The sequence below is a fragment of the Desertihabitans aurantiacus genome, assembly GCF_003344635.1.
GTDB classification, from domain to species: domain Bacteria; phylum Actinomycetota; class Actinomycetes; order Propionibacteriales; family Propionibacteriaceae; genus Desertihabitans; species Desertihabitans aurantiacus.
The window spans coordinates 1-7,856 of sequence record NZ_QPKK01000184.1; the positions used below are offsets into that span (position 1 = coordinate 1).

General features: G+C 72.2%; 8 protein-coding genes. 4 read left to right on the forward strand and 4 right to left on the reverse strand.

The annotated features are described in order from the left end of the window. Positions 1–164: 164 nt before the first annotated feature. The 4 genes from tal to pgl are packed head-to-tail and all read left to right on the forward strand — an operon-like array spanning position 165 to position 4,711. Positions 165–1,274, forward strand: a complete 1,110-nt coding sequence (tal, locus tag DVA66_RS14040) for a transaldolase (protein WP_198671771.1) — start codon at positions 165–167, stop codon at positions 1,272–1,274. 34 nt (positions 1,275–1,308) lie between these two features. Then, a complete protein-coding gene (gene zwf, locus DVA66_RS14045) occupies positions 1,309–2,844 on the forward strand; it encodes a glucose-6-phosphate dehydrogenase (RefSeq protein WP_114560652.1) in 1,536 nt (511 codons plus the stop codon). Between the two features lie 10 nt (positions 2,845–2,854). Further along, complete coding sequence (locus tag DVA66_RS14050) at positions 2,855–3,994, forward strand: glucose-6-phosphate dehydrogenase assembly protein OpcA (RefSeq protein ID WP_114560653.1); 1,140 nt, start codon at positions 2,855–2,857, stop codon at positions 3,992–3,994. A 9-nt stretch (positions 3,995–4,003) separates the two neighbouring features. Further along, positions 4,004–4,711, forward strand: a complete 708-nt coding sequence (gene pgl / locus DVA66_RS14055; RefSeq protein ID WP_114560654.1) for a 6-phosphogluconolactonase — start codon at positions 4,004–4,006, stop codon at positions 4,709–4,711. A 244-nt stretch (positions 4,712–4,955) separates the two neighbouring features. On the opposite strand, the gene DVA66_RS14060 is transcribed toward pgl, so the two are convergent. The 4 genes from DVA66_RS14060 to DVA66_RS14075 are packed head-to-tail and all read right to left on the reverse strand — an operon-like array spanning position 4,956 to position 7,688. After that, entirely contained in the window at positions 4,956–5,312 is a 357-nt protein-coding gene (locus tag DVA66_RS14060; RefSeq protein WP_114125331.1) for an RNA polymerase-binding protein RbpA, read from the reverse strand. A gap of 45 nt (positions 5,313–5,357) precedes the next feature. Further along, entirely contained in the window at positions 5,358–5,603 is a 246-nt protein-coding gene (gene secG, locus DVA66_RS14065) for a preprotein translocase subunit SecG (protein ID WP_114560655.1), read from the reverse strand. 55 nt (positions 5,604–5,658) lie between these two features. Beyond that, positions 5,659–6,447: a triose-phosphate isomerase gene (gene tpiA, locus DVA66_RS14070; RefSeq protein ID WP_114560656.1), complete on the reverse strand. Its 789-nt coding sequence runs from the start codon at positions 6,445–6,447 to the stop codon at positions 5,659–5,661. Positions 6,448–6,497: 50 nt separating this feature from the next. Next, the gene (locus DVA66_RS14075) at positions 6,498–7,688 is read right to left on the reverse strand and encodes a phosphoglycerate kinase (protein ID WP_114560657.1); all 1,191 of its coding nucleotides are present in this window, start codon (positions 7,686–7,688) and stop codon (positions 6,498–6,500) included. Positions 7,689–7,856: the final 168 nt, after the last annotated feature.

A 7,856-nucleotide genomic window follows, 5' to 3' on the forward strand; every position in this document is an offset into this window, starting at 1 on the left:
GTGGCCGCCGCGGCCCGCGACAGCCTGGCCGCCGCCCGCGACCTGGCCGGCGCACCGCTGCACCGGGGCCCGTCCGGCCCGCAGGGCCCGGCCGACGAGTCGGCCGCCTCCGGCGCGGACACCAACATCAACGACTGACCCACCACCGAGGAAGAGGTCTGAGAATGAGTGAACGGCTGAAGCAGCTCGCCGGCGCGGGCGTCTCGATCTGGCTCGACGACCTGTCCCGGCAGCGGATCGCCTCCGGCGAGCTGGCCCGGCTGGTCGAGGAGCGCTCGGTGGTGGGCGTCACCACCAACCCGACGATCTTCGCGACCGCGCTGTCGGACCAGAAGACCTACGGCCCGCAGCTCGAGGAGCTCAAGGGCCGCAGCGTGGAGGAGGCGATCACCGCCATCACCACCGACGACGTGCGCGCCGCCTGCGACGTGCTCGCCCCGGTCAGCGCCGACACCGACGGCGTCGACGGCCGGGTCTCGATCGAGGTCGAGCCCGGTCTGGCGATGGACACCGAGGGCACCGTCGAGCAGGCCCGCCAGCTGCGGGAGGCGGTCGGCCGGCCCAACGTGTTCATCAAGATCCCGGCCACCAAGCCGGGGCTGGCCGCGATCCGCCAGACCATCGCGGCGGGGATCAGCGTCAACGTCACGCTGATCTTCTCCCTCGAGCGCTACCGCGAGGTCATCGACGCCTACCTCTCGGGCCTGGAGGACGCGCTGGAGGCCGGGCGGGACATCAGCACCATCCACTCCGTCGCCTCGTTCTTCGTCTCCCGGGTCGACTCCGAGGTCGACAAGCGGCTGGACGCCATCGGCAGCGAGGAGGCCACCGCGCTCAAGGGGAAGGCCGCCATCGCCAACGCCCGGCTCGCCCACCGCCTCTTCCGCGCCGTCGAGGCCGGGGAGGAGCTGGACGGCCGGATGCCCGCGCTGGCCGCCAGGGGCGGACGTCCGCAGCGCCCGCTGTGGGCCTCCACCGGCGTCAAGGACCCGGCCTACCCCGACACCATGTACGTCACCGAGCTCGTCACCGCCGGGGTGGTCAACACCATGCCGGAGAAGACGATGGACGCCTTCGCCGACCACGGCGAGGTGGAGGGCGACCGGGTGGTCGAGCAGGCCGAGGACGCCGACGAGGTGCTGCGCTCGCTGCGCGAGCTCGGCGTCGACCTCGACGAGGTCACCCCGCAGCTGGAGGACGAGGGCGTGCAGAAGTTCGCCGACTCGTGGAACGAGCTCGTGGAGACCGTCCAGCAGGCCGTCGAGGCGGCCTGACCCCCACCGTCGGCCCGGCAGAACAGAGGCGAAGTTGATCGACCCCAACCGTCCCAACCCGCTGCGCGACCCGCAGGACCGGCGGCTGCCGCGGATCGCCGGACCCTGCGTCCTGGTGATCTTCGGCGTCACCGGCGACCTGTCGCGCAAGAAGCTGATGCCGGCCGTCTACGACCTGGCGAACCGGGGGCTGCTGCCGCCGGGGTTCGCGCTGGTGGGCTTCGCCCGCCGGGACTGGGAGAACGAGGACTTCGCCCAGATCGTGCACGACTCGGTGAAGGAGCACGCGCGCACGCCGTTCCGCGAGGAGGTGTGGCGCCAGCTGCTCGAGGGGATCCGGTTCGTCCCGGGCGACCTCAACAGCGACGCCTCCTTCGAGCAGCTCAAGCGGACCATCCTCGAGCTGGACGAGGCGCGGGGCACCGGGGGCAACCACGCCTTCTACCTCTCGATCCCGCCGGGGCTCTTCGACGAGGTGGTCGGCCAGCTGCGCCGGCACGGGCTGGCCGAGCAGCGGGCCGGGCAGTGGAACCGGGTGGTGATCGAGAAGCCCTTCGGCCACGACCTCAGCAGCGCCCAGGAGCTCAACCGGATCGTCTCCAGCGTCTTCCCCAGCCAGTCGGTCTTCCGGATCGACCACTACCTGGGCAAGGAGACGGTGCAGAACATGCTGGCGCTGCGCTTCGCCAACCAGCTGTTCGAGCCGGTGTGGAACCGCAACTACATCGACCACGTGCAGATCACCATGGCCGAGGACATCGGCATCGAGGGACGGGCCGGCTACTACGACGGCATCGGGGCGGCCCGCGACGTGATCCAGAACCACCTGCTGCAGCTGCTGGCGCTGACGGCCATGGAGGAGCCGACCTCCTTCGACGCCCGCCAGCTGCGGACGGAGAAGCAGAAGGTGCTGGCCGCCGCCCGGCCGCCGGCCGACATCGACGCCCACACCGCCCGCGGCCGCTACGACGGCGGCTGGTCCGGCGGGGTCAAGGTCCGCGGCTACGCCGAGGAGGACGGCGTCCCGCCGGAGTCGATCACCGAGACCTTCGCCGCGCTCCGGGTCGACATCGACAACCGCCGGTGGGCCGGGGTGCCGTTCTACCTGCGCGCCGGCAAGCGGCTGGCCCGCCGGGTGACCGAGGTGGCGCTGAGCTTCCGCAAGGCCCCGCACCTGCCGTTCACCAACTCCGACACCGAGAGCCTGGGCACCAACGCGCTGGTGATGCGGATCCAGCCCGACGAGGGCATCACCCTGCGGTTCGGGGCCAAGGTGCCCAGCACCCAGATGGAGATCCGCGAGGTGAACATGGACTTCGCCTACGGCGGCGCGTTCACCGAGTCCTCCCCGGAGGCCTACGAGCGGCTCATCCTCGACGTGCTGCTCGGCGACCCGCCGCTGTTCCCCCAGCACGAGGAGGTCGAGCTGTCCTGGCAGATCCTCGACCCGGTGCTCGACCACTGGGCCGAGCGGGGCGACCAGCCGGAGAAGTACCACCCCGGCTCGTGGGGACCGCAGAGCGCCTACGACATGCTGGCCCGCGACGGCTTCGCCTGGCGCCGGCCCTGAGAGGACACCGATGAAGATCGAGCTGAAGTCGACGAACTCCTCCAAGGTGGCCAGCGCGCTGATCAAGGCGCGCCGCAACGCCGGCAGCCCGACCATGGGCATGGTGATGACCCTCATCGTCGTCACCGACAGCCAGGGCTACCAGCGCGCCGAGAAGGCCGCGCTGGCCGCCAGCTTCGAGCACCCCTGCCGGCTGCTGCTGGTGGTCACCAACAGCCGCACCAAGAGCTCCGGCCTGGACGCCGAGATCCGCGTCGGTGAGCGGGTACCGGGCGAGACGGTGGTGCTGCGGATGCGTGGTGAGGTGGCCGAGCACCCTGCCTCGGTGCTGCTGCCGCTGCTGCTGCCCGACTCCCCCGTGGTCGCCTGGTGGCCGACCCAGGCGCCGGAGAACCTCAGCACCGACCCGATCGGCCGGCTGGCCAACCGCCGGATCACCGACGCCGACGGCACCCGCCAGCCGATGGCCAGCCTGGAGCACCGGGCCCGCCACCACGGTCCGGGCGAGACCGACCTCACCTGGGCCCGGCTCACCCCCTGGCGGGCGCTGCTGGCGGCGGCGGTCGACCAGTACCCGGCCACCTTCACCGCCGCCGTGGTGGAGGCCCAGCGCGGGCACGCCTCGGCCCAGCTGATGGCGGCCTGGCTGGAGAACCGGCTCGGGCTGCAGGTGGAGGTGAAGACCACCCGCGGACCCGGTATCACCGGCGTCCGGCTCACCACCGCGGCCGGCGACATCGCCATCACCCGCGACGACGGCCTGCTCGCCGAGTACTCCGTGCCCGGCCAGCCCAAGCGGTTGGTGGCCCTCAAGCGGCGCGACACCGAGGACCTCATCGCCGAGGAGCTGCGCCGACTCGACGACGACGACATCTTCGACGCCGCGGTGAAGACCCTGGTGCGCCGGATGCGGCGGGAGCAGAGTCGCAAGAGCGGCACCGCCAAGACGACCGGCAAGAAGACCGGCGCGGCGAAGAAGACCACCGCCCGGTCCAGCACCCGCCAGAGCACCACGGCCAGCAAGAGCACCACGGCCAAGCGGACCACCGCCCGGCGCAGCAGCAACGCCACCCCACCGGACACCGCCCCGACCTCGGAGGCGGCGGTCGGTACCGTGGATACCGCGGCCACCGCTCCCGACGCCGGCTAGGAGGCCCCGGTGCCCATCCACACCATCGTCCACGACGACCCCGAGGCCCTGGTCACGGGGGCCTCGACGCGCCTGGTCGAGCGGCTGACCGCCCTGCAGCAGACCGAGCCGGTCCCCCAGCTCTGCCTGACCGGTGGCCGGATCGCGAACCGGATCTACCGCGGCCTGGCCGCCCGCCTCGCCGGCTCCGAGCTGGACGGCACCCGGGTCGAGCTGTGGTGGGGCGACGAGCGCTTCGTCCCGGTCGACCACGAGGACCGCAACGCCGGGGAGGCGCTGGCCATCCTCGCCCCCGCCCTGCAGATGGACCCCTCGCGCGTCCACCCGATGCCGGCCGCCGACGGCAACGTCTCCATCGAGGACTCCGCGGACGGCTACGCCGCCGAGCTCGGTGAGACCAGCTTCGACATCTGCCTGCTCGGGGTGGGCCCGGACGGCCACGTCGCCTCGCTCTTCCCCGACCACCCCAGCCTGGCCGCGACCAGCGCCCGGGTGATCGCCGTGCACGAGGCCCCCAAGCCGCCCTCGGAGCGGCTCAGCCTCACCCTGAGCACGCTCAACCGGTCGCGCGAGGTGTGGTTCGTGGTCAGCGGGGCCGACAAGGCGGAGGCGGTGCGGCGCGCGCACGCCGGCGAGGAGGGTCTGCCGGCCGCGATGGTGCACGGCACCGAGTCCACCGTCTGGCTCATCGACTCCGACGCCGCTTCTCAGCTGTAGCTCTGTTCGCTGTCCTGGGCTGGGGCGGCGCCTCTTCGGAGAGGCCTCGAGTGGTGCACGACCGCACCCGGGCACGGACCTGCGTCGAGCGTGCTGAGCCTGTCGAAGCACGAGCCCCGGCACCCGCTGCACGCAGGAGACCGGCCGGACCCCAGCGTGCTGAGCCTGAAGCAGGAGCGCTGCAGGGACCCGGGGACGACGAAGGCCCCGGACCAGGTGGTCCGGGGCCTCGGTCAGCGGTGGATCAGTAGATGACCTCGCCGGCGGCGCGGCGGGCCTGCAGGGCCTCGAGCGCCTCGGTGAGGATCGCCTCGGCCTCCTTGTCGGAGCGGCGCTCCTTCACGTAGGCCAGGTGGGTCTTGTAGGGGGTGATCTTCGGCGGCGGCGGCGGGTTCTCCTGGTCGAGGTTGGCCGGGAGGCCGCAGCGCGGGCAGTCCCAGGTCTCGGGGGCCTGCACGTCGGCGGAGAACGCCGGACGGGTCTCGTGCTGGTTGGAGCAGAAGTAGGAGACGTAGAGCCGGGGGGCGGTGTCACCCCGCTCCGCCTCCCCCATCGGTCCTGCTCCGACTCGGCTGCCACGGATGGCGCTACCACCGGCCACGGTTCGTCACTCCTTGATTTGTCTGGTCTCGGTCGGGACGGTCGGTCAGATGCTCCAGCGGTACAGCACCAGCAGCACGCAGATGCTGAGGAACCACACCAGGCCCAGCACGATGGTGATCCGGTCCAGGTTCCGCTCGGCCACGGAGGCGCCGCCCATCGAGGTGGACATGCCGCCGCCGAACAGGTCGGACATGCCGCCACCACGGCCCTTGTGCAGCAGCACCGACAGCGCGAGCAAGACGCTCGTCGCCACCAGGAAGATGGAGACGATCAACTGGGGCGTAGTCACCGGGTCACCCTACTTCACCTGACCGACCGGCAGAAACCGTTGGAAGCCGACCTGTTCAGAGGGTCGGCAGGTCGTAGAACCGGGCGATCGCGGCGAACTCGTCGACCACCAGGCTGGCGCCGCCGACCAGGCAGCCGTCGACGTCGGCCTGGGCCATGATGTCGACGACGTTGCCCGACTTCACCGAGCCGCCGTAGAGCACCCGCACCTGCTCGGCCACCTCGGGCCCGTGCAGCTCCGCGACCCGGGCGCGGATCGCCCCGCACACCTCCTGGGCGTCCTCGGGGGTGGCCACCTCACCGGTGCCGATGGCCCACACCGGCTCGTAGGCGATCACCAGCGAGGCGACCTGCCCGGCGTCCAGACCGGCCAGCGCGCCGTCGACCTGGGCCAGCGTGTGGGCCACCTGGTTCCCGGCCTGGCGGACCTCCAGACCCTCCCCCACGCAGACGATCGGGGTGATCCCGGCGGCCAGCGCCTTGGTCGTCTTGGCGTTGACCAGCTCGTCGGACTCGGCGTGGTACTGGCGGCGCTCGGAGTGGCCGACGGCGACGTAGCGGCAGCCGAGCTTGGCCAGCATCGCGGCCGAGACCTCGCCGGTGTAGGCGCCGGCGTCGTGGGCCGACAGGTCCTGCGCGCCGTAGCCGATCGGGAGGCGGTCGCCCTCGACCAGCGTCTGCACGGTGCGGATGTCGGTGAACGGCACCAGCACCACCACCTCGCTGCGGGCGGGGTCGTGCTTCTTGTCGCTCAGCGTCCAGGCCAGCTTCTGCACCAGACCGGTCGCCTCGACGTGGTTGAGGTTCATCTTCCAGTTGCCGGCCATCAGGGGCGTGCGGGTCATCGGGGGTCCTTGTCTCGTCTCGTCGCGTTCGGTCGGTGGGGTGGGGGCGGTCAGCCGAGGGCGTCCAGGCCGGGGAGCTGCTTGCCCTCCAGGTACTCCAGGGACGCCCCGCCGCCGGTGGAGATGTGGCCGAAGGCGTCGTCGGCGAAGCCGAGGGCGCGCACGGCGGCCGCGGAGTCCCCGCCGCCCACGACGCTCAGCCCGTCCACCTCGGTCAGCGCCTGCGCCACCGCCCGGGTGCCGCCGGCGAAGGCCTCCCACTCGGCCACCCCCATCGGGCCGTTCCAGAACACCGTCCTCGACGAGCGGATCGCCGCGGCGAACGCCTCGGCCGACTCCGGGCCGATGTCGAGACCGAGCTGGTCGGACGGGATCGCGTCGGCGGCCACCACGGTGGGCTCGGCGTCGGCTGTGAACTCCGGTGCCACCACGATGTCGGTGGGCAGCACGATCTGCTTGCCGGTGCGCTCGGCCTCGGCCAGGTAGCCGCGGACGGTCTCCACCTGGTCCTCCTCGAGCAGGCTCTTGCCGACGGCGTGGCCCTGGGCGGCGAGGAAGGTGAAGACCATGCCGCCGCCGACCAGCAGGGTGTCGGCGGTCTTCAGCAGGTTGTCGATCACGGCCAGCTTGTCCGAGACCTTGGCCCCGCCGAGCACCACCGCGTACGGGCGGGCGGGGTCGCTGGTGAGCCGCTGCAGCACCTCGACCTCAGCCTGCACCAGGGAGCCGGCGGCGCTGGGCAGCAGCTGGGCCACGTCGTAGACGGAGGCCTGCTTGCGGTGCACCACGCCGAAGCCGTCGGAGACGAAGACGTCGCCGAACGCGGCGTAGGCCTTCGCCAGCGCGGCCCGCTCGTCGGCGTCCTTGGACTCCTCGGCGGGCTCGAAGCGGACGTTCTCCAGCATCGCCACCTCGCCGTCGGCCAGCCCGTCGACCACCTGGCGGGCGGACTCGCCGACGACGTCTTCGGCGAGCCGGACCTCGGTGCCGAGGAGCTCGGCGAGCCGGGCGGCGGCGGGGGCGAGGGAGAACTCGGGCTTGACCTGGCCCTTGGGCCGGCCGAGGTGGGCCATCACGACGACGCGGGCGCCGGCCCCGCGCAGCTGCTGCAGCGTCGGCACCGAGGCCCGGATGCGGCCGTCGTCGGTGATCTGGCGGTCGTCGTCGAGGGGGACGTTGAGGTCGCAGCGGATCAGGACACGCTTGCCGGAGAGGTCTCCGAGGTCGGCTACGGTCTTCACCTGGGTCTCCTTGGGTGGACGGGTGCTCGGGCGCTGGGGGCGGGTCGGGTGGTGGTGGTCCGGTGGGATCGCCCCTCGACAGGCTCAGGGCGTTGGTGTCCGGCTCAGGGCGCTTGGGGCGGACCCGGCGTCGCGGGGCCGTGGCGCGACCGGTCCGGTCGCGCCACG